The sequence below is a fragment of the Streptomyces sp. JLBT605 genome (assembly GCF_058215555.1).
The window spans coordinates 1,696,476-1,720,824 of the sequence record NZ_CM177087.1 but is presented as its reverse complement, the minus strand read 5'-3'; the positions used below and the strand labels follow the sequence as shown (position 1 = coordinate 1,720,824).

Below are 24,349 nucleotides of genomic sequence, written 5' to 3'. Positions count from 1 at the left end.
CCCTCTCATCCGCCCCCTCCCCAGCCAAGGACGCCCATGACCATCACCCCAGCCGCCGACGGTTTCCGCATGCCTCCCGAGTGGGCGCCGCACACCCGCACCTGGATGGCGTGGCCCGGCCCCAACGTCACCTTCGGGGAGGAGGGCGACGAAGCCCTGGTGCGCGCCCGGCACGCCTGGTCCGCGGTGGCCCGCGCGGTGCGCCGCTTCGAACCGGTCACGGTGGTCGCGGGCACAGGGCAGGGCCGGGCGGCCCGGGCCTTCCTCGGCCCGGGCATCGAGGTCGTCGAAGCGCCGCTCGACGACGCCTGGATGCGCGACATCGGCCCCACCTTCCTCACCTCCCAGGACGGCAGGCTCGCCGCGGCCGACTGGGTGTTCAACGGCTGGGGCGCCCAGGACTGGGCGGTATGGGACAAGGACCAGGAGATCGGCGCCTTCGTCTCCCGCGCGGCCGGCGCCCGCCGCTACGCCTCACCGCTGGTCAACGAGGGCGGCGGCATCCACGTGGACGGCGAGGGCACGGTGCTGCTCACCGAGACCGTGCAACTCGACCCGGGCCGCAACCCCGGCTGGACCCATGAGCGGGTCGAGGCCGAACTCCACGCCCACCTGGGCACGACCAAGGCGATCTGGCTGCCGCGCGGACTGACCCGCGACTACGAGCGGTTCGGCACCCGCGGCCACGTCGACATCGTCGCCGCCTTCGCCGCCCCCGGCGTGGTCGTCGCGCACACCCAGCCCGATCCGCTCCACCCCGACCACGAGGTGTGCCAGGAGATCGTCAAGCTCCTGCGGTACTCCACCGACGCGCGCGGCCGCGCCCTGGAAGTCGTGGAACTGCCCGCGCCGACCGTCACCGAGGCCGATGGGGAACTGGTCGACTACTCCTACGTCAACCACTACATCTGCAACGGCGGCGTGGTGCTGTGCGCCTTCGGCGACCCCAGGGACGAGCAGGTCGCCGGGATCTTCCGCCGCCTCTTCCCCACCCGCACCGTGACGCTCGTCGACGCCCGCCAGATCTTCGCATGCGGCGGCGGCATACACTGCATCACCCAGCAGCAGCCCCAGGTATGACCAGGATGACCAGGTGAGAGGGGGACCTGAGTGGCCCCGGACGGGCGGACCAAGCGGCGCGCCAGCCCGCCGCGCGATTCCGTGCTGGCCGCCGCCATGCGCACCATCGCCGAGCACGGCCTGGCCTCGCTCACCATGGCGGGACTGGGCCGCGAGGTCGGCATGAGCAGCGGCCACCTCCTCTACTACTTCCACAGCAAGGACGAGCTGCTGTTGCAGACCCTGATGTGGAGCGAGGAGCAGCTCGGCGCGGAGCGGCGGGCGGCACTGGCCCGCCCGCTGCCGGTCCGCGAGCGCCTGGACGCCTTCGTCGAGCTGTACCTGCCCGACGCGGTGCGCGACCCGCGCTGGACCCTCTGGCTGGAGGTGTGGAACCGCTCGCAGGCCGCCGACGACACCACCCGCGCCCGACAGCTGGAGCTGGAGCTGGCCTGGCACCGCGACCTGGTCGCGCTGCTGGTGGAGGGCGCCTCGCGAGGGGAGTTGGCGGCGGTGGACGCGGAGCGCTTCGCGGTACGGACGCGGGCCATGCTGGACGGCTTCGGCACCCACCTGGTCGTCGGCCTCCCCGGCACGACCCGCGAGTCCGTCCTCACCCACATCCGCGAGTTCCTCGACGAGTCACTCGAAACCAGCCCGTGACGGCCGGAAACCCAGCCCCTCCGGCGCTTGAGGAGCGGGGGTCTGGGGGCGGAGCCCCCAGGTACGGCGCCGCCCGCATCCTGAGACGGTCAAGGGCCCACAGCCGCCCATGTGCCAAACTGCGACCGTGCTCTCGTTCGCCATGATTATTGGCAGCAGGCGCGCCGGTCCGCAGTGACCGCCCCGTACGACCCGGTACGGCGCGGACACCGTGTCCCAGACCCGCGCGCAGACCTCTCGCACCCGCGAGGGGTCTTTTCGTTTTCCCGGCCCACCCGCGCCGGGGACGCGGAGCGCGAGGGATCATTGTGAGGGCGCGGAACCGGTCCTTCCGGTAGACCGAGATCCCAGATGGAGTCAGATCAGCATGACGGACGCAAGCAATACCGTCCCGGCCGGCCCCACCGTCCCGGACGACAGCTTCCATGTCTTCGACACCACCCTGCGCGACGGCGCGCAGCGCGAGGGCATCAACCTCACGGTCGCGGACAAGCTGGCCATCGCCCGCCACCTGGACGACTTCGGCGTCGGCTTCATCGAGGGCGGCTGGCCCGGCGCCAACCCGCGCGACACCGAGTTCTTCGCGCGGGCCCGCGCCGAGATCGACTTCAAGCACGCCCGACTGGTCGCCTTCGGCGCGACCCGCAAGGCCGGCGTCCGCGCCGAGGACGACCCCCAGGTCGCCGCGCTCCTCGCCTCCGGCGCCCCGGTGATCACCCTGGTCGCCAAGTCGCACGACCGCCACGTCGAACTGGCGCTGCGTACCACCCTGGACGAGAACCTGGCGATGGTCCGCGACACCGTCAGCCATCTGCGTTCCCAGGGCCGCCGGGTGTTCGTCGACTGCGAGCACTTCTTCGACGGCTACCGCGCCAACCCCGAGTACGCCAAGAGCGTGGTGCGCACCGCCCACGAGGCCGGGGCGGACGTGGTCGTGCTCTGCGACACCAACGGCGGCATGCTCCCCGCCCAGGTGCAGGCGGTGGTCGCCACCGTGCTCGCCGACACCGGCGCCCGGCTGGGCATCCACGCCCAGGACGACACCGGCTGCGCGGTCGCCAACACCCTGGCCGCCGTGGACGCCGGCGCCACCCACGTCCAGTGCACCGCCAACGGCTACGGTGAGCGCGTCGGCAACGCCAACCTCTTCCCGGTCGTCGCCGCGCTGGAGCTGAAGTACGGCCGCCAGGTGCTGCCGCCCGGCTCGCTCACCGAGATGACCCGGATCTCGCACGCCGTCGCCGAGCTGGTCAACCTCACCCCCTCCACCCACCAGCCGTACGTCGGCGTCTCCGCCTTCGCCCACAAGGCCGGCCTGCACGCCTCGGCGATCAAGGTCGACCCCGACCTCTACCAGCACATCGACCCCGAGCTGGTCGGCAACACCATGCGCATGCTCGTCTCCGACATGGCCGGACGCGCCTCGGTCGAGCTCAAGGGCAAGGAGCTGGGCATCGACCTCGGCGGCGACCGCGAGCTGATCGGCCGGGTGGTCGAGCGCGTCAAGGAGCGGGAGCTGGCCGGATACACCTACGAGGCCGCCGACGCCTCCTTCGAGTTGCTGGTCAGGGCCGAGGTCGAAGGGCGCGCCCGGCGCTACTACCGGCTGGAGTCCTGGCGGGCCATCGTCGAGGACCGCCCGGACGGCACCCACGCCAACGAGGCGACGGTCAAACTCTGGGCCAAGGGCGAGCGCATCGTCGCCACCGCGGAGGGCAACGGCCCGGTCAACGCCCTGGACCGCGCCCTGCGGGTCGGCCTGGAGCGGATCTACCCGCAGCTGGCGAAGATGGAGCTGGTCGACTACAAGGTCCGCATCCTGGAGGGCAAGCACGGCACCGAGTCGACCACCCGGGTGCTGGTCTCCACCACCGACGGCCGGGGCGAGTGGTCGACCGTCGGCGTCGCGGAGAACGTGATCGCCGCGTCCTGGCAGGCGCTGGACGACGCCTACGCCTACGGGCTGCGGCGTGCGGGCGTCGAGCCGCAGGAGTAACGCGCGCCCGCGCCCCCCGCGCGTCCCCCGGTGCCGAGGCGCCCCTGGTGTCGGACGGGCCCCGGTGCCGGACGGGCCCCGAGCCCGTCCGGCACCCGAGGCCCGCGGCCCGACGCCCGAGACCCCACCCCAGGCAGATTGCGCCCCATATCGCTTATTGACCCATTCGGGTAATTTCGAGATATGGGGACGAGGCTGTTCGCGCTGCTCTCCGGAATGCTGCTGGCCCTGCTGGCGGCGTTCCTCACCGCGGCGCCCGGCGCCTCCGCCGCCCAACCGGACGCCCCCGCCACCGGGCTCGACGCCGCCGCCCAGGCACTGCGCGAGGACCCGGTCTATGTGGCACCCGGCGCCCGGGACCAGCTGTCCACCTCCGAGGCCGACGCGCTGACGGAGAAGATCAAGGACGCCGACAAGCCGGTCTTCGTGGCCGTCCTCCCGCGCGGAGACGACTTCCCCGCGCGGAACCTCCTCAGCGACCTGCGCGCCAAGACCGGCATCACCGGCGTCTACGCGGTCCGCCTCGGCGACGGCTTCGACGCCGGAGCCGACTCCTCGGTGATGTCCGGACGGGCCGTCGACAACCTCGTCGCCTCGGTCGAACCGGCCGGCGGCAGCGACGCCGCCACCCAGCTCGACGACTTCGTCGACGGCGCGATCGCCCAGGCCAGGGGAGACGCCCCCGCCTCCTGGCACAGCGGAACCTCCGCGGGCTCCGTCATCGGCAGCCTGATCACCATCGGCATGCTCCTCTTCGTGGCCGCCGCCGGCGCGTTCCTGGTCACCCGGCGCCGCCGGCACCGCCGCGCGGCCCAGGAGCGGGCCGCCCTGGCCAAGCTGCGCGTGGTCGTCGACGAGGACATCACGGCCTTCGGCGAGGAGCTCGACCGGCTCGACTTCCACCCCGGCGAGCCGGGCGCCGACGACGCGATGCGCGCCGACTACGAACGCGGCCTGGACATGTACGAGACGGCCAAGTCGAGGATGGCCGCCGCCACCGGCCCGGACGACGTGCGCGGCGTCACCGCGGCCCTGGAGGACGGGCGCTACGCGCTGGCCTCGCTCGCCGCCCGCCGGGCCGGCCGGCCGCCGCCGGAGCGGCGCCCGCCCTGCTTCTTCGACCCCCGGCACGGCCCCTCCGCCACCGACGCCGACTGGGCGCCGCCGGGCGCCCCGGTCCGCCGGGTCCCGGTCTGCGCGGCGGACGCGGCACGGCTGGCCGACGGCGAGGAGCCGATGGGCCGGACCGTCGAGACCGCGGACGGCCGCCGCCCCTACTGGGAGGCGGGCCCGGCCTACGGGCCCTGGGCCGGCGGGTACTTCGGCGGCGGCCTGCTGCCCGGACTGCTGATGGGCACCATGCTCGGCTCGATGCTCTCCACCCCCGCCTACGCCGACACCGACGGCTTCTCCGGCGGCGACTTCTCCGGCTCCGACTTCGACTCCGGGGACTTCGGCGGATTCGACGGCGGGGGTGGCTTCGATGGCGGAGGCGGGTTCGGCGGCGGCGACTTCTGACTGCGTCCCGCGCCGTTTTGCTGCCGGCCGCCTTCCGGCCGTACGCCGGTCGCGCGCCGGGGGTGGCGGACCGTGCGGTCGTCGGGCACGCTCTGGCTGTCCCACTGGCCCCGGCAGGAGGTGCCCCGTGAGGCTTCTTGTTCCCCACCCCGCCCTTTCCCGTAACTGGGGCTCCGCCCCAGACCCCGCTCCTCAATCGCCGGAGGGGCTGGAAAATCCAGCCCGTCCGGCGCTTGAGGACACGCCCGGAGGGCGTCCGGGGGTCCGGGGGCTTGCCCCCGGTTACGGGAAGGGGCGGGGTGGGGAAGGATGACGCCCGGCACCTGGTCCCGGCGCGGCCTCGTGGCTGCCACCAGCGCACTCGGCCTCGCTCTCGCCCTCCCCCCAAACCGCGCACGCGCCGGCGCCGACCCCTTCGATTCCCTCCGCCACCGCTGGCTCCACCTCACCCTCGGCTCCGGCTTCGACCCCGGCGCCGAGCCGTACGCCTCCCGGCTGCGGCAAGGCGCCGAACTCGCCGCCGCGTACCGCGCCGCCATGCGGCCCGCGCCCGGCTCGCTCTGGCCGGACCTGCCGTACGACCCGCCCTCCGGCATCACCCGCAGCTACGCCCGGCTGAACACCATGGCGCAGGCGTGGGCCCAGCCCGGCACCGGCCTCACCGGCGATCCGGCTCTCACCGGCGATCCCGCCCTCGCCGACGCGGTGATCTCGGGCCTGGACCACCTGGACCGCACCGTCTACAGCCCGGCCACCACCCGGTACGGCAACTGGTGGGAGTGGCAGATCGGCAGCTCCCGGCTCCTGCTGGACACCCTCGCCATCCTCCACGAGCTGCTCGACCCGGCCCTGCGCGCCCGTGCCCTGGCCGCCGTCGACCACTTCGTGCCGGACAGCATGCTCGGCGACTACACCGGCACCTCCACCGGCGCCAACCGCGTCGACCTGTGCCGGGTGGTGGCGCTGCGCGGCGTCCTCGGCGCGTCCGCCGGGAAGATCGCCCTCGCCCGCGACGCGCTCTCGCCGGTCTTCCCGTACGTCACCCGGGGCGACGGCCTCTACGCCGACGGCTCCTTCATCCAGCACACCTGGGTCGCCTACTCCGGCACCTACGGCTATGTGCTGCTGGACGGCCTGGGGCGGCTCTTCGCCCTGCTCTCCGGATCGCCCTGGGAGATCACCGACCCGGCCCGGCGGATCATCCATGACAGCGTCGAGCGGGCGTGGGCCCCGCTGCTGCACAACGGGCTGATGATGGACAGCGTCTCCGGGCGGGCGATCAGCCGGGGGCGGCAGCGCGGCGACGGCGGCCGGGTCATCCAGAGCGACCACCAGCGCGGGCACCAGCTGCTGGCGGCCGTCGCCCTGCTCGCGTCAAACGCCGGCGCCGCCGAGCGGGACCGCTGGCACGCCCTGGTCAAGGGCGCCATCGAACGCGACGTCCACCACCCGGTGCTCACCGACCCGCAGTTCGCCGTGGCCGACCTGGCCCGGCTGCACGCGGTCGCCGGCAGCGCCGTGCCGCCCGCCGCCGAGCCGGTGGGACACCGGCTCTTCGCCGCCATGGACCGGGCCGTGCACCGCCGCCCCGGCTGGACCGCGAACATCGCCATGGCCTCGGACCGGATCGCGTACTACGAGAACGGCAACGGCGAGAACCCGCGCGGCTGGCACACCGGAGCCGGGATGCTCTACTGGTGGGCCGGCCAGGACCGGCTCGGCGGCCACGACGCCTACTCCGATGCCTTCTGGCCCACCGCCGACCCCTACCGGCTGCCCGGCACCACCGTCTCCGCCAAGCGCCTCGGCGACAACGAGGGCGGCGGCTGGGGCGAACCCAAGCCCGAGGTGCGCTGGGTCGGCGGCGCGACGGACGGCGAGTTCGCCGCCGTCGGCCAGCACCTGAAGGGCCTGGCGAGCACCATGGAGGCCCGCAAGTCCTGGTTCTGCCTCGCCGACGCGGTGGTGTGCCTGGGCGCCGGCATCACCGCCCGGGACGGCGCGGCCGTGGAGACCGTCGTCGACCATCGCAACCTCGGCGCCGAGGGCGGCAACACGCTGCTGGTGGACGGCGCCGCACAGCCCGCCGGCAGCGGCTGGAGCGCCACCTTCGCCCGCGCCCGCTGGGCCCACCTGGCCGGCCACGGCGGCTACGTCTTCCCCGGCGGTGCCCGGCTGAACGCGCTGCGCGAGGCCCGCACCGGCGCCTGGCGGGACATCAACACCGGCGGTGCCCCGGACCCGGTCACCCGCCACTACCTCACCCTCTGGCACGACCACGGCACCGACCCGGACGGCGCCGCCTACGCCTATCTGCTGATGCCGGGGGCGAGCCGGCGCGCGGTGGCCGCCCGCGCGGCCGACCGCCACTGGCTCCGGGTACTGGCCAACACCGACCGCTGCCAGGGCGTGCGGATCGCCTCCCTGGGCGTCACCGCGGTCAACTTCCTCCAGCCGGGCAGCGCCGGCGGGCTTCGGGTGAGCGGCCCGGCGAGCGTGCTGGTGCGCCGCACCGGTTCCACCGCCACGGTGTGCGCCTGCGACCCGGCGCGGTCCGGCACCCCGCTGGAGGTGGTCTGGTCGCGGCCGGTACGGGCGGTGACCGCGCACGACCCGACGGTGGAGGTACTGGAGAGCTCGGGTACGCTGCGGTTGAAGATCATTACCGGAACCGCCGGCTCCACCCACCGCTGCGTGGTTGCGCTCTGAGCCGTCCGGGTGGTCGCGGGCGGCGGGACGAGGCCGCAACCCCGAGGTTTGTGGGGTGCCGACAGAGCCGTCCACCTCGCCGAAAACCCAGTACGCACCGCGGCTCGCAGGAAAGTGCCCGAGCGGTTCTGTTCCGCCTGCCCACGAAAACGCGCGCGACGTTGTATGGAACCGACATGACTGTCATGGCCTCCGGCCACGTACCGTCATTCCATGACCAATCTCGAAGGTGCGCCCGAAGAGGCGAGTGACGTCCGCGGGCGCGTCGCCGAACTGCACGCCATCCGCGAGCAGGTGCGGCGTGGTCCGAGCGAGCGGGCGACCGAGGCACAAAAGGCCAAGGGGAAGCTGACGGCTCGGGAGCGGATCGATCTTCTGCTGGACGAGGGCTCCTTCAACGAAGTGGAGCCCCTGCGGCGGCACCGGGCCACCGGGTTCGGGCTGGAGGCGAAGCGGCCGTACACCGACGGTGTGATCACCGGCTGGGGGACCGTGCACGGGCGGACCGTGTTCGTGTACGCGCACGACTTCCGGATCTTCGGCGGTGCGCTGGGCGAGGCCCACGCCACCAAGATCCACAAGATCATGGACATGGCGATCGCCGCGGGGGCGCCGCTGGTGTCGCTGAACGACGGCGCCGGCGCCCGTATCCAGGAGGGCGTCTCCGCGCTCGCCGGCTACGGCGGCATCTTCCAGCGCAACACCCGCGCCTCCGGTGTCATCCCGCAGATAAGCGTGATGCTCGGCCCGTGCGCCGGTGGCGCGGCCTACTCGCCGGCCCTGACGGACTTCGTGTTCATGGTCCGCGACACCTCGCAGATGTTCATCACCGGCCCGGACGTGGTCCAGGCGGTGACGGGGGAGAAGGTCACCCAGAACGGACTGGGTGGCGCGGACGTGCACGCCGAGACCTCGGGCGTGGCGCACTTCGCCTACGACGACGAGGAGTCGTGCCTGGAGGAAGTGCGCTACCTGCTGTCGCTGCTGCCGCAGAACAACCGGGAGAACCCCCCGGTGGTGGAGTCCGAGGACCCGGCGGACCGCAGGGGTGACGCGCTGCTGGACCTGGTCCCGGCCGACGGCAACCGCCCCTACGACATGCGCAAGGTGATCGAGGAGATCGTCGACGACGGCGATTACCTCGAGATCCACGAGCGCTGGGCGACCAACATCATCTGCGCCCTGGCCCGGCTGGACGGCCAGGTCGTCGGCGTGATCGCCAACCAGCCGCAGTCGCTCGCCGGTGTCCTGGACATCGAGGCGTCGGAGAAGTCCGCGCGCTTCATCCAGATGTGCGACGCGTTCAACATCCCGCTGATCACGCTGCTGGACGTGCCCGGCTTCCTGCCCGGCGTCGACCAGGAGCACGGCGGCATCATCCGGCACGGCGCCAAGATGCTCTACGCGTACTGCAACGCCACCGTGCCGCGGATCTCCGTCATCCTGCGCAAGGCCTACGGCGGCGCGTACATCGTGATGGACTCCCAGTCCATCGGCGCCGACCTGACCTACGCCTGGCCGACCAACGAGATCGCGGTGATGGGCGCCGAGGGCGCGGCCAACGTCATCTTCCGCCGCCAGATCGCCGGCGCGGACGACCCCGAGGCCATGCGCGCCCGCATGGTCAAGGAGTACAAGGCCGAGCTGATGCACCCGTACTACGCCGCCGAGCGCGGTCTGGTCGACGACGTCATCGACCCGGCCGAGACCCGGTCCGTCCTCATCCGGTCCCTGGCGATGCTGCGCAACAAGCACGCCGACCTGCCGTCCCGCAAGCACGGCAACCCGCCGCAGTAACGCATCCATGGAGACGAAGACCACCGTGAGCACACCCAGCGATCACGCCACCGGAACCCTGGTCCGCGTCGAGAAGGGCCACGCGGACGCGGAGGAACTCGCCGCCGTCACCGCGGTCCTGCTCGCCCGCGCCGCCGCGGGCGCCGCCCACCGCCGGCACGCGACGGCCCGTCCGCGGCGCTCCACCGCGCCCTGGCGCCGCCTGGAGCGGCAGTCCGGCTTCCGCGCCCCGCACAGCTGGCAGGGCTGACCACAACCGCACGAAAAACGCCGGACGGGCTGGAGAAATCCAGCCCGTCCGGCGTTTGAGGACCGGGTTCGGGGCGGGGGCACCTCCCTGGGGGCACCCCCGGACGGAGTCTGGGGGAGGTAGCTGGGGAGAGCCCCGAAAGCCGAAGACCTACCGCAGCCGCGCCATCAGCGCATGCTCGACCAGCGTGATCAGCGCACTCTTCGCCTCGCTGCGGTGGCGGGCGTCGGTGGTGATGATGGGCGCGTCCGGTCCGATCTGGAGCGCTTCGCGGACTTCTTCGGGGGTGTAGGGCTGGTGTCCGTCGAAGCCGTTGAGGGCGATGACGAAGGGCAGCCCGCTGTTCTCGAAGTAGTCGACGGCGGGGAAGCAGTCGGCGAGGCGGCGGGTGTCGACCAGGACGACGGCGCCGATGGCGCCGCGGACCAGGTCGTCCCACATGAACCAGAAGCGGTCCTGGCCCGGGGTGCCGAACAGGTACAGGATCAGATCCTGGTCGAGCGTGATGCGGCCGAAGTCCATCGCCACGGTCGTCGTGGTCTTGTCGGGCGCGTGCGTCAGGTCGTCGATCCCTGCCGAAGCCGAGGTCATCACGGCCTCGGTACGCAGCGGGTTGATCTCCGAGACCGCGCCGACGAACGTGGTCTTGCCCACGCCGAAGCCGCCCGCCACCACGATCTTCGCGGAGGTGGTGGAGCGAGCTGCATCGCTAGAGCTTGCGAAGTCCACTGAGCACCCTTTCGAGCAATGTCACGTCAGGCTGTCCGCCGGCGGACTCGTCACCGCCGGGCTGATGGATGGCGACAAGTCCGGCCTCCGCCAGGTCGGCGACGAGGATTCGGGCGACGCCGAGGGGAATACCGAGGAGCGCGGAGATCTCCGCGACCGACTTGATCTCCCGGCACAGCAGGCAGATCCGCTGATGCTCGGGCAACTGGCCCTGCAGCTGGGAGTTCTCCGCCGTGGTGTGTACCAGCGCCTCGATGGCGAGCTGGTAACGGGGCCTGGTGCGGCCACCGGTCATGGCATACGGACGCACCAGCGGGTTGTGCGAGCCGCCCGTCGGAGACGGCTGCGGAGCGCGCCTACGGGGCTCCACCGGCTGTATACGGGGTGCCCGGGGCGGTTGATACGACGGACCCGGGGCAGCGGGCCGCTGCGTTTGCGGCGGCACCTGTGGCTGGCGGTGGCTGGGTGAGGAGGGGAAGTTGAAACGACGCAGCGGCGCACCGTGCTGTGGTTCGTGCTGCTGCCCACGCTCGTACGGGTATCCGCTAGGGGGCGTCTCCACTTGTCCTCCTCCAACTCGCCATTTTTGCGGTCGCGCCACCGCACCCTATGGCGCGGTGGCACGAAACGCACTGTCTGTTTGTCAGTTGAGAAGGCTTCCTTGCAGTTCTGCCCGCAAATCGGGGGTGAGGACGCCGCCCGCTCGGTCGACGAGCAGGGCCATCTCGTAGCCGACGAGGCCGATGTCGCACTCGGGGTGGGCGAGTACGGCGAGGGAGGATCCGTCGGAGATGGACATGATGAAGAGGAAGCCGCGTTCCATCTCGACGACGGTCTGGTTGACCGAGCCGCCTTCGAAGATGCGGGAGGCTCCTGCGGTCAGCGAGGTCAGGCCGGAGGCGACGGCCGCCAGCTGGTCGGCGCGGTCGCGGGGGAAGCCTTCGGACATCGCGAGGAGGAGTCCGTCGGCGGAGACCACCACGGTGTGGGACACCCCGGGGGTGTTGTCCACGAAGTTGGTGATCAACCAGTTCAGGTTCTGCGCCGCCTGGCTCATCGGGCTCACACTAACGCTCCTGATCGTAGGTGCTGCCGGGGCCGAAGCCCTGGTGGTCATGCTGGTCTTGCGAGGTGTTGCCGTCCGCGCCCGTGTTCCGCGCCTGCTGGACGCCGCGACGCAGGTTGGCGAGCCTGCCGCGCACGTCCTCCGGAAGGCGGGAGACCTGCGGCCCGCCCTGCGGGGACGAAGCGGCCGACCCCTCGACGAGATTGGCCTTGGGTACCCGTCGGGGCAGCCCGGAGGCGGTGACCCCGCCGGCCTTCGGCTCACGGAGCTGCTCGGCACGGTGCCAGCGCTCGTCATTCGCCGAAGTCCAGTCCGCCGAACCGTCCCCGGCGGACTCGCCGCCCAGTGGCTCGGGCCGCAGGGGCACCCCCGGCTGCTGGGGGGCGGGCCGCTGAGGCTGCTGCTCCGGCGCCCGCTCCGGGCTCGGGCCCGACGCGTCCGCCGTACCTTCCTCGGCCCCAGCCCACTGCCTGGCACGACGCGGCAGACCGGCGTCGGTCATCGAGGGGCTGTCACTCGGGGAAGGTCCCGGACGGTGGAACTCTACGCGCTCCCGGGCAGCTTCGGGAACGCCGGGTGCCGATTCCGCTTGCGTTCCGTACGAGGTGTCGTACGGAGTCTGATACGCGTCACTCTCGACCCATCCCATCTGCTCCGCAGGGGAGTTGTAGTCGAAGTACGACTGCTGGGAATGGTCCGCCTGCTCCGCGTATCCCGATTCCGGATAGTCCGCCTGGCGGTAGGTCTGCGCCTCCAGCGTGGCCCGCCGCTCGCCACGCGAGAGGGAGCGTCCCACCGGGTCGATGTCGTCGCCCTGCGGCTGCGGAACCAGCTGCTCCATGCCGTAGGAGGAGTCGTCGAAGCCCAGCTCCGCGGCGGACCGCAGGCTCGGCACCTCCTGGGTGGCGTGCGGCTGCTCCGGGACGATCCGGGAGACCGTGAAGTCGTCCTCGGGCATCTCCTCGCCGCCACCGCCGTGCGTGATCGCGTCCGGCAGCATGACCAGGGAGGTGGTGCCCGCCTGCTCGCCCGAGGGGCGCAGCTGGACCCGGATGTCGTGCCGGTCGGCGAGCCGGCCGACCACGAACAGGCCCATGCGCTGGGAGATGGCCGCGTCCACGGCCGGCGGGTTGGCCAGCTTGTGGTTGATGTCCGCGAAGTCCTCGGCGGTCAGACCGATGCCCTTGTCGTGGATCTCGATCATGACGCGGCCGTCCGGCAGCCGGGTCGCGGCGACCCGCACCTTGGTCTGCGGCGAGGAGAAGCTGGTGGCGTTCTCCAGCAGCTCCGACAGCAGGTGCACCAGGTCGGTGACGGCCTGGCCGTGGATCTCGCTCTCCGGCACGCCGGCGATCTCGATGCGCTCGTAGCTCTCCACCTCGGAGGCGGCGGCACGCAGCACGTCGACCAGCGGGACGGGCTGGTTCCAGCGGCGGCCCGGCTCCTCGCCCGCGAGGATGAGGAGGTTCTCGCCGTTGCGGCGCATACGGGTCGCCAGGTGGTCCAGCTTGAAGAGGTTCTCCAGCTGGTCTGGGTCGGCCTCGTTGTTCTCCAGGCTGGTGATCAGCGTCAGCTGGCGCTCGATGAGGCCCTGGTTGCGGCTGGAGAGGTTGGTGAAGATCGCGTTGACGTTGCCTCGCAGCAGCGCCTGCTCGGAGGCGAGCCGGATGGCTTCCCGGTGCACCTGGTCGAAGGCGCGCGCCACCTCGCCGATCTCGTCGCGCGTGGTGATCGGGATCGGCTGCACCCGGGTGTCGATCCGGCCCGGATCGGTACGGGAGAGCTGGTCGACCAGCATCGGCAGCCGCTGCTCGGCCACCTCGAAGGCGGCGTTCCGCAGCTGCCGCATGCTGCGGCTCATCGAGCGGGCCATCAGACCCGCGACGATGAACGCCACCAGCAGGGCGATCAGCACGATCACCGAGTTGAGGATCGCGTCGCGCTTGGCGTCGGCGGAGATCTGCGCCGCCTCGTTCACGGCCTTGTCGGCCAGCGCCACCTCGACCGTGCGGTAGGCGTCGAACTCGGCCGTCGCGGTACCGGCGTACGCCTCGACCGTGACGCCCTTCGCCTTGAGCGAGGCCGCCGTGGCGTTCGGCGCGGCGATGGCCTCCTGCATGTCGTCCATGGACGGCGGGGCGACGAAGCGCTTGCCCTCGCTCTCGGCCTTCTGACGGGCTTCGGCGAGCAGCTGGTCACCGCGCCTCTTCGCCGCGGCGACGGTGTCCTCCAGCAGCTTCACGTCCGCCTCCAGGCCGGCGGAGGTGAACTCACCGAGCGCGATGCGCTCCAGGTAGATGTAGGAGGCCATGGCGGTCAGCTGGATCCGCTTGTCGGCCGCGGTGGGGCCGGGCTTGACCAGCAGGTGGGTGCCGATCGACCGCTGCAGCGACAGGGCGGCCTTGGCCAGCGAGATCGCGTAGACCGTGCGGCCGTAGGAGGTGATGTTGCCGGTGCCCAGACCGAGCTCGTTGGCGAACTCCATCAGCGGGTGCTGGACGGCGACGTAGCCCTCTTCGGTCTGCACGCCGGGAAGCTTGGAGGTGTAGGCGTTCCGGCGGAGCGCGCCCAGCTGCGGCTCGACGGCCTCGAACGCCTCGAGACGGCGCCTGAGGCTCTCGGTGTCCGGCATGTCCTCGACGCGCCGGTGGAACTCGTCGGCGGCCTTGTCGGTGGCCGCCCGCACCCGCGTCACGACGTCCTTGTGGGTGCCGGTGAGCAGGGGAACCACGGACAGGTCGCGCTCGTCTATCAGGGCGTGGTTGTACGCCCCGGCGGCGCGCACCAGCCGGGCGGTGCGCTCGGCGTCCTGCGCCTCGCTCCAGGTGGATATGGAGGACTCCACCCGGAAACCACCGAAGACCAGGGCCACCAGCACCGGAATGAGCAGAATCGCGTTCAGACGGGTGGGCACCCGCCAGTTGCGCGGAGACAGCCGCCCGCTCTTCGCGGCGGGCGGAGCTGGAGTTTCCGGCACATCGGCGGCCGGCGCCGCTGTGCGCGACGGCGGGGTGAAGTTCCCCCGCGCCTGCGGCGGCGCGGAGTCGGGCTTGCTTCGCCTCACTCGACCAACAACCTCTCGGCGTCGGCACCTGATGTCGTGCCGTTCTCAGCTGAGCCTTTACTGCCCAGTTCATGGAATTCCAGCACGTCAGGCAGGTGCATTCCAAACACTGGACACCACGCGCGAAAGACCGGCCGACGCACCGAAAAAACGGACATCAGGGCCGAGTCGCGTCAAAAGTGGAAGCAAATATATGCACGCTGAAACGCCATGTAAGCAGAGAGTGTTCGAAGCGGGATATATCTCTGTCGAAACGTTATGAAGCCCGGGGCGGCCCGTGTCCCATGACACAGTCCGCCCCGGGGCGTAACTTCCCGGCCCGGCAACCCAGTTGATCAACACACGGGTGGCGGGCTGACGGGCCCCAGCGGGCCCGGAACGCTACTTCAGCCGGGCCATCAGCGCGTGCTCGACGAGCGTGATGAGTGCGCTCTTGGCTTCGCTGCGGTGGCGGGCGTCGGTGGTGATGATGGGCGCGTCCGGCCCGATCTGGAGCGCCTCGCGGACTTCCTCGGGGGTGTAGGGCTGGTGTCCCTCGAAGCCGTTGAGGGCGATGACGAAGGGCAGCCCGCTGTTCTCGAAGTAGTCGACGGCGGGGAAGCAGTCGGCGAGGCGGCGGGTGTCGACCAGGACGACGGCGCCGATGGCGCCGCGGACCAGGTCGTCCCACATGAACCAGAAGCGGTCCTGGCCCGGCGTACCGAACAGGTACAGGATCAGGTCGTCGTCCAGCGTGATGCGGCCGAAGTCCATCGCCACGGTCGTCGTGGTCTTGTCCTGCACATGGCTCAGATCGTCGATCCCCGCGGAAGCCGAGGTCATCACGGCTTCGGTGCGCAGCGGGTTGATCTCCGAGACCGCGCCGACGAACGTGGTCTTGCCCACGCCGAAGCCGCCCGCCACCACGATCTTGGCGGAGGTGGTGGCGCGGGCGGGCGCACCGTTAGAGCTTGCGAAGTCCACTGAGCACCCTTTCGAGCAGTGTCACGTCCGGCGTTCCCCCCGCCTCCGAGCTGCCCCCTGGCTGGTGGATGGCCACCATGCCGGCCTCCGCGAGGTCGGCCACGAGAATCCGCGCCACGCCGAGCGGGATCGCCAGCAGCGCGGAGACCTCCGCGACCGACTTGACCTCCCGGCACAGGTGGCAGATCCGCTGGTGCTCGGGCAGCAGTCCCTGCAAGTGGACAGGGTCGGCCGTGGTGCTGACCAGCGCCTCGATGGCGAGCTGGTAGCGCGGCCGGGTCCGGCCGCCGGTCATGGCGTACGGACGAACCAGCGGCTGGTCGCCTTCGCCCCCGTACGACGCGTGATGATGGTCGCCGTACGGGCCGGGCGAGGCGGATGGCGGGGTCATGAATCCTCCGGTCGGGACAGCAGATGACGGTGGTGCCGTCGGTCGGTGCCGGTGGGGGGCGTCCGGCCTGGTGGCCGGACGGGACGGACGGTGGTCGGGCGGTCAGTTGAGCAGGCTGCCCTGGAGCTCGGCTCGAAGGTCGGGGGTGAGGACGCCGCCCGCTCGGTCGACGAGCAGGGCCATCTCGTAGCCGACGAGGCCGATGTCGCACTCGGGGTGGGCGAGTACGGCGAGGGAGGATCCGTCGGAGATGGACATGATGAAGAGGAAGCCGCGTTCCATCTCGACGACGGTCTGGTTGACCGAGCCGCCTTCGAAGATGCGGGAGGCTCCTGCGGTCAGCGAGGTCAGGCCGGAGGCGACGGCCGCCAGCTGGTCGGCGCGGTCGCGGGGGAAGCCTTCGGACATCGCGAGGAGGAGTCCGTCGGCGGAGACCACCACGGTGTGGGACACCCCGGGGGTGTTGTCCACGAAGTTGGTGATCAACCAGTTCAGATTCTGCGCCGCCTGGCTCATCGGGCTCAACTAACGCTCCTGCTGGTAAGTCGGGCCAATGCCGCGATCGTGATTGCCGTCCGGACCATTGCCGGCCTGACGGCCCTGCGCAATGCCCCGGCGGAGGTTGGTCAGTCGCCCACGCACATCGTCGGGCGAGCGGGACACCTGCGGACCGGCCTGCTGAGGCTGCTGCTGGGCGGTGCCCTCCACGAGGTTCGCCCGCGGGACGCGGCGCGGCAGTCCGGACGACGTGACCCCGCCGGAGGCGGGCGCGCGCACCTGCTCGGCGCGGCGCCAGCGCTCGTCGTTGGGCGAGGTCCGCCAGCCCTCGGCGGAGCCGTTCGTCCCGCCCGCGGGCGCGCCGGCGCTGCCGTGTCCGTTCGGGCTGCCACCGGTTCCCGCCGGCGCCGGCCGCGGCTCGCGGCGCTGGGCGGGCCGGGTGGACGCGGAGTCCTGCGGGGCGGGCAGCCCCTGGCCGTTGGTCCCGCCGCCCTGCGGGCCACGGAACCAGTTGGACTCGATGGTGTCGAAGATCGGGGTGCGGCCGTCGCCCGGACCGGCCGGGGGCAGCGCCTCCCGGTCCTCGCCGGGGAAGCCCCCGAGCGCGGTGGACGGCTGCGGGAACTCACCGGTGTCACCCGGGCCGCGCCCGGCACCCTGCGGGCCGCCGAGCCCGACGCCCGGACCGCCTTGCGGCAGGTACCCGCCACCGGTCCGCGCGCCGTTGCCGGGCAGCGGGAACTGGCCCGTGTCGCCGGGACCCTGGCCCAGGTCCGGCCGCGGGAACTGCCCGGTGTCACCGGGACCCTGGCCGAACTCCGGCCGGGCGAACTGACCGGTGTCACCCGGGCCCTGGCCGAGCTCCGGGCGCGCGAACTGCCCGGTGTCGCCGGGGCCGCCCGGAAGGGCGTGCGCGCCGGTGTCCTCGTGCCGGGGCTGCGGGAACTGCCCGGTGTCGCCGGGGCCCTGGCCGAGCTCCGGCTGCGGGAACTGACCGGTGTCACCGGGACCCTGGCCCAGGTCCGGCCGGGGGAACTGACCGGTGTCACCCGGGCCCTGGCCGAGCTCGGGCAGGGCGAACTGACCGGTGTCACCCGGACCCCGGCCGTCGCCGGCCTGAGGACGGGAGATCGAAGCGGTGCGGGGAGCGGAGTCCACCTCGTCGTGACCGCGCGGAGCGTCCGCGGCCTGGCGCGGAGCGCCCGGCCAGTCGTCCGCGCCGCCGGCCGCGCGCCGCGCACCCCAGCTGGTGCCGGGCTGCTGCGGGGCCGGCAGCTCCGGTGCCCCACCACGCTGCGGAAGCTGCGGACGGCCGCCCCGGTCACCCCGGTCGCCGCCGGACTCGGCACGGGCCGGAGCACCGGTCGGCGGGGCCACGGACGTGCCCTCGCCGCGCACCGGGAGCGCCGGACGCGAGCCGCTGCCGCCGGGCGCGCCCGCGGGGCCGCCCTTGGCGGGCGCACCGGGCGGACGGCCGGCGTCGAAGAGACTGCCGCCGGACGGGGCCTCGCCCCGGCCGCCGGGCGCACCGGCACCGGCCGGACGGCCCGCCGGGCCGCCCCCGCTGCCGGGCAGCGCGGGCCGCGCACCGGAGCCGGGCACCTGGCGCCGCGACGGTGCAGAACCGATCAGGCCGGCGCCACCGCCGGAGGCGGCACCGCCCGGCCCCGCCGGAGCCCCGGGCTTGCCCGTACCTGCCGGGCTCGCCTTCTTGCCGCCGTGGGCGACGTCGACGGGGAGCATGACCAGCGCGGTCGTACCACCGGAGTCGGAGGGCCGCAGCTGGATGCGGATGCCGTGTCGCAGGGACAGACGGCCGACCACGAACAGACCCATCCGGCGGGACACCGAGACGTCCACGGTCGGCGGGCTGGCCAGCCGCTCGTTGATCGCGGCCAGGTCCTCGGGGGACAGGCCGATACCGGTGTCGTGGATCTCCACCAGCACACGGCCGTCGGGCAGCGCGTGACCGGTGACCTTGACCTTGGTCTGCGGGGAGGAGAACGACGTGGCGTTCTCCAGCAGCTCGGCGAGCAGGTGCACCAGGTCGTTGACGACCCGGCCGGCCACCTCGGTGGCCGGGACCGCGCTCAGCTCGATGCGCTCGTACTGCTCCACCTCGGACGCGGCCGCACGGAGCACGTCGACCAGCGGGACCGGGCGGGTCCAGCGACGGCCCGGCTCCTCGCCCGCGAGGACGAGGAGGTTCTCGCCGTTCCGGCGCATACGGGTCGCCAGGTGGTCCAGCTTGAACAGCGAGGACAGCTGGTCCGGGTCCGCCTCGCGGGACTCCAGTTCGGAGATGAGCGACAGCTGGCGCTGGATGAGGCCCTGGCTGCGGCGCGAGAGGTTGGTGAACATCGCGTTGACGTTCCCTCGCAGCAGCGCCTGCTCGGCGGCGAGGCGGACCGCCTCGCGGTGCACGTCGTCGAAGGCCGCGGCCACCTTGCCGATCTCGTCGCGGCTGTGCACACCGACCGACTCGACGGAGGTGTCCACGTCCTGCGGGTCGGACTCGGACAGCTGCTTGACCAGCTCCGGCAGCCGCTTCTGGGCGACGTCCTGCGCGGTGTCCTGCAGACGGCGCAGCGAGCGGACCATGGAGCGGGCCACCACGAACGCGCCGACCAGCGAGACGCCGAGCACGAGCAGGATCAGCGCACCGTTGATGAGGGCGTCCTGCTGCGCGTCGGAGCGCAGCTCACGGGCCTTCTGTTCCATCTCGGTGAGCAGCGTCTGCTCGATCTGGGACATCTTCTCGATCTTGATGGTGTCCTGGTCGTACCAGTCAAGCTCGCTGTAGTCCTGGGCGGTCAGGCCCTTGTCGCCGGTGTCGCGCATCACGCGCTGGGCGTACTTGTCCGCGGCGGTGATGTCGGGCACCCCGCCGGACAGCGGCTCCAGCAGCTGGGAGGAGCGGTCGACACCGCGGATCTGGGTGAAGCGGCGCAGCGCCTGGGTCTGCTTGTCCAGCGCCGACTTGCCGAAGCGCTTGTCGTTCTCGGAGAGGTGCGGGCCCTTGGGGTTGGCCAGCGCGGCACTGATGAGCGCGCGCTGGATGGACGCGAACTCCTTGGCGGCGGAGAAGGTGGCCAGCGCGCGGGTGTTGTTGATCATGTCCCGGTTGCTGGTGGCCTGCGCCATGTCCTGGGACAGCGACAGCAGCGAGGTGATCATCTCGTTGTACGCCTGGACGGTCTGCGCGATGTCGCCGTCCTCGTCGTAGGCGTTCTCGCGGACGCTGCGGATCTCCTGCAGCTGGCGGGAGATGTCGACCAGGGTGGCGTTGACGCCGACCATCGACGGGTCGTCGGGGTCGATCTTCTCGGTGGCCTTGGTGAACGCCTCGATGGCCCGGGTGGTGGACTCCCGGGGGGCGACCACGCGGTCGTTCTTCTCGTTGCCGCCACCGGCCAGTGTGCCCGCGGACTTGTCGCGCTCCTCCTGGAGGGCGTCCGCGAGCTGGGTGGCCTGCTGCGTCATCTCGGTGAGCAGCTTCATGTGGTCGAGCTGCTCGATGTTGTCCAGCGAGCTCTGGATACGCAGACCACCCAGAGTCGTCGCGGCGACCACGGGGAGCGCGAGGAGCGAAACGAGGCGGGTGCTGATGCGCCAGTTGCGCAGCGCGAAGCGGGAGCCGGGCCCGGTGGGGGCCTTGGCCTGCGGCTGCTCGGCGCTGTCGACGCCGGCCGCCGCTCCCGGCTGCGTGCCGGACGCGGCCTCGGGGCTGTGGTCTGCCGGCGTCAGGCCGGTGGTCTGGGCGCGCTGGGGCGAGGAGCCGCGGTCGGTCCCACCGCGCGGCTCCGGGTCCGCCGAAGCGCTGCCATCCCTCTTGAAACGTCCCTGCACTAGCGTCGCAACCTCTGGACCAGGCGTTCCTCCGCCGGAGCGGCGGAACGGTGTCTTCGATGGGGAGACCGCAGCCCCCCGTAGCGGTCGTGAGTAACCGGCGCGCACACCTTTCGTATCGATCAAGAGGAGCCACCGCCGCATGGCGCCTCTCGTCTTGCGCCCCCTGCGCGCCGGCTGATTCCTGCGGCGGTCCGTGGAATTCCAGCACAGTGCCTCAGGCTCCAACAAGGGCGTGACATAAGGCTGTGATGTGCGTGACCCTCAGTGCGGTCCGGATCACGGGACGTAGAAAGTCGCCGCACTGAAATCGGACTTTTAGCAGCGTATTGCTTCTGTGTGCTGGCTGTCCCGGTAGTCATGATCGAGAGCGGAACGTCTGCTTCAGGTGTGCAATGTCCGTTTCCTGACGTCCTTTTTGGTGACCTGTTCGCCCTATTTGCCCTTTGATTCGTGAGCAAACTCACATGGTCATCGCGACTTTCCGTGCCGATCGCTGGGCATAGGCGCGTCTAGCCTGACGCTTTACACGGGCAACCGAAACGACAACACGACAGCAGGGGTCGACCCACAGTGAAGACGACGATGATGTTCCGCAACATAGCCAACCCGCGGCGCACCACTCTGGCCCACCTCAAGGACGCCGAGGAACTGCGGGTCGTGATCCCGGAGCAGCCGGAGCACCCCGTCGACCTCCCCACCCAGACCGCGAACCCGCGGCGCACCGTCCTGATGAAGGCCCCCACCGCCTGACGAGTGGCTGACCGGGCGGACGATTGCTCCAGCCGGAGGCTGTCGGCTGAGGGCGGTGGCGGGCGACCGGCGGGCAGAGACCCCCGCGATAGCCTGGAGCGTCAGTCCGGTCAGCATCACCGAAGGGCGCCACTTCCGTGCGCATCGCCAGATTCTCCCTTGACGGAAACGTCGCCTACGGAGTCGTGGAAGGGGATGCCGCAAGCCAAGGCGGCCCCGTCCTCGACGTCATCAAGGGCATCCCGTACGGCGACTTCGAGCGCTCGGGCACCAAGATCCCGCTGAGCAAGGTGCGGCTGCTGCCGCCCACCCTGCCCAACAAGATCGTCGCCATCGGGCGCAACTACGCCGAGCACGCCGCCGAGCTGGGCAACGAGGTCCCCGAGGTCCCGGTGGCCTTCTTCAAGCCGTCCACCTCGGTGATCGGCCCCGGCGACCCCATCGTGTACCCCTCCTTCTCCGAGGAGCTGAACCACGAGGCCGAGCTCGCCGTCGTCATCGGCCGGATGTGCCGCGAGGTCCCCCGGGAGCGCGTCAAGGACGTCATCCTCGGCTACACCTGCGCGAACGACGTCACCGCTCGCGACGTGCAGCGGCGCGAGAAGCAGTGGGCGCGGGCCAAGGGCTTCGACACCTCCTGCCCGCTCGGCCCCTGGATCGAGACCGAGCTGGACCCGTCCGACATCGCGGCCGGCCTCGGCGTCATGTGCACCGTCAACGGCGAGCAGCGCCAGCTGGGCCGTACGAGCGAGATGGTGCGCCCGATCGAGGACCTGATCGTGCACATCACCGAGGCGATGACGCTGCTTCCCGGCGACGTCGTCCTCACCGGCACCCCCGCGGGTGTCGGACCCCTGGTCGTCGGCGACGAGGTCGCCGTCACCATCGAAGGCATCGGCACTCTCACCAACAAGGTGATCAAGCGTGGATAGCGCAACCCCCTCCGCCCCTGTGCGAGTACGTTTCTGCCCCTCGCCGACCGGCAACCCGCATGTGGGCCTGGTCCGCACCGCCCTGTTCAACTGGGCCTTCGCCCGGCATCACGGCGGCACCATGGTGTTCCGGATCGAGGACACCGACGCCGCCCGCGACTCGGAGGAGAGCTACCAGCAGCTCCTGGACGCGATGCGCTGGCTCGGCTTCGACTGGGACGAGGGCCCGGAGGTCGGCGGCCCGCACGCGCCCTACCGCCAGTCGGAGCGGATGGACATCTACGCCGACGTGGCGCGCAAGCTCCAGGAGGCCGGCTACGCCTACGAGTGCTACTGCACCGCCACCGAGCTGGACGCCCGCCGCGAGGCCGCCCGCTCGGCCGGCAAGCCCTCCGGCTACGACGGCCGGTGCCGCGAGCTGAGCGAGGAGCAGATCGCCGGCTACCGGGCCGAGGGCCGCACCCACATCGTGCGCTTCCGGATGCCCGACGAGCCGATCACCTTCACCGACCTGGTCCGCGGCGAGCTGACCTTCACCCCGGAGAACGTGCCGGACTACGGCATCCTGCGGGCCAATGGCGCACCGCTCTACACCCTGGTCAACCCGGTCGACGACGCGCTGATGGGGATCACCCACGTGCTGCGCGGCGAGGACCTGCTGTCCTCCACCCCGCGCCAGATCGCCCTGTACAAGGCGCTGATCGACCTGGGCATCGCCGAGGGCATCCCGGAGTTCGGCCACCTGCCGTACGTGATGGGGGAGGGCAACAAGAAGCTCTCCAAGCGGGACCCGCAGGCCTCCCTCAACCTGTACCGCGAGCGCGGCTTCCTCCCCGAGGGCCTGCTCAACTACCTCTCCCTCCTGGGCTGGTCGCTCTCCGCCGACCAGGACCTCTTCTCGATCGAGGAGATGGTGGCGGCCTTCGACATCAAGGACGTCAACGCCAACCCGGCCCGCTTCGACCTCAAGAAGGCGGAGGCGATCAACGCCGACCACATCCGCCGGCTGTCCACCGAGGCGTTCATCGAGGCGTGCGGCCCCTGGCTGAAGGCCCCGCACGCCCCCTGGAAGCCGGAGGCTTTCGACACAGAGGCGTTCGCGGCCCTGGCCGAGCTCGCCCAGACCCGGCTCACCGTCCTGTCCGACATCACCGCCAACGTCGACTTCCTCTTCCTGGAGGAGCCGGTGGAGGACGAGGCGTCCTGGGCCAAGGCGATGAAGGAGGGGTCGGGCGCGCTGCTCGCGACCGCCCGCGAGAAGCTCGCCGCCGCCGACTGGAACGCCGAGGCGCTCAAGGAGGCCGTGCTGGCCGCCGGCGAGAGCCACGGCCTCAAGCTCGGCAAGGCCCAGGCCCCGGTCCGCGTCGCGGTCACCGGCCGCACGGTCGGCCTGCCGCTGTTCGAGTCCCTGGAGATCCTGGGCCGTGAGCGCACGCTGGCCCGGGTCGACGCGGCCCTGGCCAAGCTCGCGGGCTGAGCCCCGCGCCCGTCCGCGCACCCGTGCGCCCGCCCGCGCCTCGGGCACGGGCGGGCGCACAGGCCCGCACGGCCTCGCACACGCTCCTGAAGGGGGCGACCGGAGACGGTCGCCCCCTTCGGCGTCCTCGGGCCGCCCCCGGAGCCCCGGCCGCGGTCCTTGCCCAGCGTGCGGCGGCAGACCGTCCGACGCGGCCCGCGCTGCGCCGCGCGGATACCCGTTTTGGTGGCCCGTCCGGCATCGGGTAATGTTCTTCCTGCGCCGCCCGGGCGGGCCGAAAGGCCGGAGCGGGAGGCGTAACCAAACAAAACCCCTCAGGGGGTTGAGTTTTGGTGGGGTATGGTGTAATTGGCAGCACGAGTGATTCTGGTTCACTTAGTCTAGGTTCGAGTCCTGGTACCCCAGCAGGAGATCTCATCGCAGGTCTTCTGTCCTCAGCAGGACCAAGCCCCCGTTGTGTAGCGGCCTAGCACGCTGCCCTCTCAAGGCAGTAGCGCCGGTTCGAATCCGGTCGGGGGTACGGAGATCCCGTACGAACGCGTTACGAGATCGCTAGGGCCCCCGTTGTGTAGCGGCCTAGCACGCCGCCCTCTCAAGGCGGTAGCGCCGGTTCGAATCCGGTCGGGGGTACTGGT

18 protein-coding genes and 3 tRNA genes are annotated in these 24,349 nt (G+C 71.5%); 13 read left to right on the top strand and 8 right to left on the bottom strand.

What is annotated here, in order from left to right; all coding sequences use genetic code 11:
- The first annotated feature begins 36 nt into the window (after nt 1–36).
- The 7 genes from AC4BDD_RS07765 (at nt 37) to AC4BDD_RS07735 (ending at nt 9,992) form a co-directional block, all read left to right on the top strand.
- A complete protein-coding gene (locus AC4BDD_RS07765) occupies nt 37–1,080 on the top strand; it encodes an agmatine deiminase family protein (RefSeq protein ID WP_490690226.1) in 1,044 nt (347 codons plus the stop codon).
- 96 nt (nt 1,081–1,176) lie between these two features.
- Nucleotides 1,177–1,722, top strand: a complete 546-nt coding sequence (locus AC4BDD_RS07760) for a TetR/AcrR family transcriptional regulator (RefSeq protein ID WP_490691703.1) — start codon at nt 1,177–1,179, stop codon at nt 1,720–1,722.
- A gap of 367 nt (nt 1,723–2,089) precedes the next feature.
- Nucleotides 2,090–3,718, top strand: coding sequence for a citramalate synthase (gene cimA / locus AC4BDD_RS07755; protein ID WP_490690225.1), 1,629 nt, complete (start codon nt 2,090–2,092; stop codon nt 3,716–3,718).
- A 183-nt stretch (nt 3,719–3,901) separates the two neighbouring features.
- Entirely contained in the window at nt 3,902–5,236 is a 1,335-nt protein-coding gene (locus tag AC4BDD_RS07750) for a hypothetical protein (RefSeq protein WP_490690224.1), read from the top strand.
- A gap of 309 nt (nt 5,237–5,545) precedes the next feature.
- The gene (locus AC4BDD_RS07745) at nt 5,546–7,945 is read left to right on the top strand and encodes a polysaccharide lyase 8 family protein (protein WP_490690223.1); all 2,400 of its coding nucleotides are present in this window, start codon (nt 5,546–5,548) and stop codon (nt 7,943–7,945) included.
- 213 nt (nt 7,946–8,158) lie between these two features.
- Nucleotides 8,159–9,742 (top strand): acyl-CoA carboxylase subunit beta, encoded by a 1,584-nt coding sequence (locus AC4BDD_RS07740; protein WP_490690222.1) that lies wholly within the window; start codon nt 8,159–8,161, stop codon nt 9,740–9,742.
- 7 nt (nt 9,743–9,749) lie between these two features.
- A complete protein-coding gene (locus AC4BDD_RS07735; RefSeq protein ID WP_490690221.1) occupies nt 9,750–9,992 on the top strand; it encodes an acyl-CoA carboxylase subunit epsilon in 243 nt (80 codons plus the stop codon).
- Nucleotides 9,993–10,142: 150 nt separating this feature from the next.
- Here AC4BDD_RS07735 and AC4BDD_RS07730 read toward each other — a convergent pair whose 3' ends face one another.
- The 8 genes from AC4BDD_RS07730 to AC4BDD_RS07695 form a co-directional block, all read right to left on the bottom strand.
- The gene (locus AC4BDD_RS07730) at nt 10,143–10,721 is read right to left on the bottom strand and encodes a GTP-binding protein (RefSeq protein ID WP_197990503.1); all 579 of its coding nucleotides are present in this window, start codon (nt 10,719–10,721) and stop codon (nt 10,143–10,145) included.
- A complete protein-coding gene (locus AC4BDD_RS07725) occupies nt 10,702–11,283 on the bottom strand; it encodes a DUF742 domain-containing protein (RefSeq protein WP_490690220.1) in 582 nt (193 codons plus the stop codon). The genes AC4BDD_RS07730 and AC4BDD_RS07725 overlap by 20 nt, the downstream gene beginning before the upstream one ends.
- Before the next feature lie 81 nt (nt 11,284–11,364).
- Nucleotides 11,365–11,778, bottom strand: a complete 414-nt coding sequence (locus AC4BDD_RS07720; protein ID WP_135337964.1) for a roadblock/LC7 domain-containing protein — start codon at nt 11,776–11,778, stop codon at nt 11,365–11,367.
- 10 nt (nt 11,779–11,788) lie between these two features.
- A complete protein-coding gene (locus AC4BDD_RS07715) occupies nt 11,789–14,851 on the bottom strand; it encodes a sensor histidine kinase (RefSeq protein ID WP_490690219.1) in 3,063 nt (1,020 codons plus the stop codon).
- A 381-nt stretch (nt 14,852–15,232) separates the two neighbouring features.
- A complete protein-coding gene (locus AC4BDD_RS07710) occupies nt 15,233–15,814 on the bottom strand; it encodes a GTP-binding protein (protein ID WP_490690218.1) in 582 nt (193 codons plus the stop codon).
- Nucleotides 15,795–16,205, bottom strand: coding sequence for a DUF742 domain-containing protein (locus AC4BDD_RS07705; RefSeq protein WP_490690217.1), 411 nt, complete (start codon nt 16,203–16,205; stop codon nt 15,795–15,797). Before AC4BDD_RS07705 ends, AC4BDD_RS07710 begins: the two co-directional genes overlap by 20 nt.
- Before the next feature lie 102 nt (nt 16,206–16,307).
- A complete protein-coding gene (locus AC4BDD_RS07700; RefSeq protein ID WP_135337964.1) occupies nt 16,308–16,721 on the bottom strand; it encodes a roadblock/LC7 domain-containing protein in 414 nt (137 codons plus the stop codon).
- Between the two features lie 9 nt (nt 16,722–16,730).
- Nucleotides 16,731–20,552, bottom strand: coding sequence for a sensor histidine kinase (locus AC4BDD_RS07695; RefSeq protein WP_490690216.1), 3,822 nt, complete (start codon nt 20,550–20,552; stop codon nt 16,731–16,733).
- Between the two features lie 573 nt (nt 20,553–21,125).
- Between AC4BDD_RS07695 and AC4BDD_RS07690 the strand changes: the two genes are divergently transcribed.
- The 6 genes from AC4BDD_RS07690 (at nt 21,126) to AC4BDD_RS07665 (ending at nt 24,344) form a co-directional block, all read left to right on the top strand.
- Entirely contained in the window at nt 21,126–21,305 is a 180-nt protein-coding gene (locus AC4BDD_RS07690) for a hypothetical protein (protein ID WP_490690215.1), read from the top strand.
- 137 nt (nt 21,306–21,442) lie between these two features.
- The gene (locus AC4BDD_RS07685; RefSeq protein WP_490690214.1) at nt 21,443–22,237 is read left to right on the top strand and encodes a fumarylacetoacetate hydrolase family protein; all 795 of its coding nucleotides are present in this window, start codon (nt 21,443–21,445) and stop codon (nt 22,235–22,237) included.
- Nucleotides 22,230–23,714 carry a glutamate--tRNA ligase gene (gene gltX / locus AC4BDD_RS07680; RefSeq protein ID WP_490690213.1) on the top strand — a complete coding sequence of 495 codons (1,485 nt, stop codon included), beginning with the start codon at nt 22,230–22,232 and terminating at the stop codon, nt 23,712–23,714. Before AC4BDD_RS07685 ends, gltX begins: the two co-directional genes overlap by 8 nt.
- A gap of 333 nt (nt 23,715–24,047) precedes the next feature.
- Nucleotides 24,048–24,119, top strand: a tRNA-Gln gene (locus tag AC4BDD_RS07675).
- A gap of 42 nt (nt 24,120–24,161) precedes the next feature.
- A tRNA-Glu gene (locus tag AC4BDD_RS07670) sits at nt 24,162–24,234 on the top strand.
- Nucleotides 24,235–24,271: 37 nt separating this feature from the next.
- A tRNA-Glu gene (locus tag AC4BDD_RS07665) sits at nt 24,272–24,344 on the top strand.
- Nucleotides 24,345–24,349: the final 5 nt, after the last annotated feature.

Excerpts from the sequence above, each read along its gene's own strand:
- AC4BDD_RS07765 (WP_490690226.1), top strand. The coding sequence starts at position 37 with ATGACCATCACCCCAGCCGCCGACGGTTTCCGCATGCCTCCCGAGTGG.
- AC4BDD_RS07760 (WP_490691703.1), top strand. The coding sequence starts at position 1,177 with ATGCGCACCATCGCCGAGCACGGCCTGGCCTCGCTCACCATGGCGGGA.
- cimA (WP_490690225.1), top strand. The coding sequence starts at position 2,090 with ATGACGGACGCAAGCAATACCGTCCCGGCCGGCCCCACCGTCCCGGAC.
- AC4BDD_RS07750 (WP_490690224.1), top strand. The coding sequence starts at position 3,902 with ATGGGGACGAGGCTGTTCGCGCTGCTCTCCGGAATGCTGCTGGCCCTG.
- AC4BDD_RS07745 (WP_490690223.1), top strand. The coding sequence starts at position 5,546 with ATGACGCCCGGCACCTGGTCCCGGCGCGGCCTCGTGGCTGCCACCAGC.
- AC4BDD_RS07740 (WP_490690222.1), top strand. The coding sequence starts at position 8,159 with ATGACCAATCTCGAAGGTGCGCCCGAAGAGGCGAGTGACGTCCGCGGG.
- AC4BDD_RS07735 (WP_490690221.1), top strand. The coding sequence starts at position 9,750 with ATGGAGACGAAGACCACCGTGAGCACACCCAGCGATCACGCCACCGGA.
- AC4BDD_RS07720 (WP_135337964.1), bottom strand. The coding sequence starts at position 11,778 with ATGAGCCAGGCGGCGCAGAACCTGAACTGGTTGATCACCAACTTCGTG.
- AC4BDD_RS07705 (WP_490690217.1), bottom strand. The coding sequence starts at position 16,205 with ATGACCCCGCCATCCGCCTCGCCCGGCCCGTACGGCGACCATCATCAC.
- AC4BDD_RS07700 (WP_135337964.1), bottom strand. The coding sequence starts at position 16,721 with ATGAGCCAGGCGGCGCAGAATCTGAACTGGTTGATCACCAACTTCGTG.